General features: G+C 66.5%; 1 protein-coding gene. It reads right to left on the bottom strand.

Features of this window, described 5'->3' with window-relative positions; genetic code table 11:
• The coding region (gene istA / locus ACQRAJ_RS08710) for an IS21 family transposase (RefSeq protein WP_427748380.1) at positions 1-876 on the bottom strand (876 nt) is incomplete at its 3' end.
• Positions 877-1,080: the final 204 nt, after the last annotated feature.

The raw sequence follows: 1,080 nt of genomic DNA, 5'->3' as shown, positions 1-1,080 counted from the left end.
GTCGGCCTCGAAGAGATCGAGCTCGCGCTCGCCCTTTATCCAGTGGGGCTTGTCGGACATGGCGAGGCTGCGCTCGAGCAGCCTGCGGTTGAAGGCGCCGGCGTCCCACAGCTGGGGGACGGGGACGAAGAGGTTGCGGCGCACGCAGCCCACCTTGTTCTCGACGCTGCCCTTCTCGTTGCCCGAGCGGGGGTTGCAGAACCTGAAGCGGAAGCCGTAGTGGGCGCTGCAGGCGGCGAACAGCTCGGTCGTCCGGACCCCGCCGCCGACGCGGCGGCCGACGCCGGTCGCGTTGTCGAAGACGATCTTGGTCGGCACGCCGCCGACGTGCTCGAAGACGTTGCGCAGGGCCTGGCAGACGCACTCCGACGTCTCGCCCGGGAAGACCTGGGCCAGCCCGACGTTGGAGTACGGGAACGTCATCACGAAGAAGCTCAGCGTGGTCCGCATCCCCCTCACGTAGAAGTCGGCCTCGCCGAAGTCGGCCTGCGCCTCGCCGGGGCCCCAGACGAGGTCGAGGTACTGGGCGTCGGCCGCCTCCGCCGAGCGGCGGGCCCTAATCTCCCTGACGCACCGCTCCACGGTGCTGACGGAGACGTCGGCGCCGCACTCGGAGACGAGCCTGTCGTGGACGCGCTTTGCGGTATGGCGCTGCTTGCGTCCGCTGCGCATGTCGTCGTCGAGCCAGGACTCGATCAGGGGCCTGTACGGGTCGAGCTTTGAGCCCTGCGCCCGCCTCGCGGGCGGCTTGGGGCTGAAGTCGTCCATGTCGCGGTACTTGTAGACGGTGTCCCGGCTCACGCCGGTCTTGCGCGCGATCTCGGCGACGCTGTCCCCCTGCCGCCACAGCAGGCGTATAGAATTCTTATCGGTCATGCTGATCATTTCCTCTCCGGGCCTCCTTTGGTAGATACGAAGCACCACCAAGATAGCCCTGCGATCTGGTCAGCATGCCCCTTGCGGGAAGTGTCGACTTTATGCTGCCGTTTTTGTCGATTTAGATGTTACGGAATACAACCAGCCATCCCAGCTTCTCGACCTCGGTCGCGCTGAAGTCCTCGCCGGCCGACACGACCTCGG

The organism is Collinsella sp. SGI.184 (assembly GCF_050313415.1).
Classification (GTDB): domain Bacteria; phylum Actinomycetota; class Coriobacteriia; order Coriobacteriales; family Coriobacteriaceae; genus Collinsella.
Note: the sequence above shows the minus strand (reverse complement) of the source record. Positions and strands in the feature narration are given on the sequence as shown.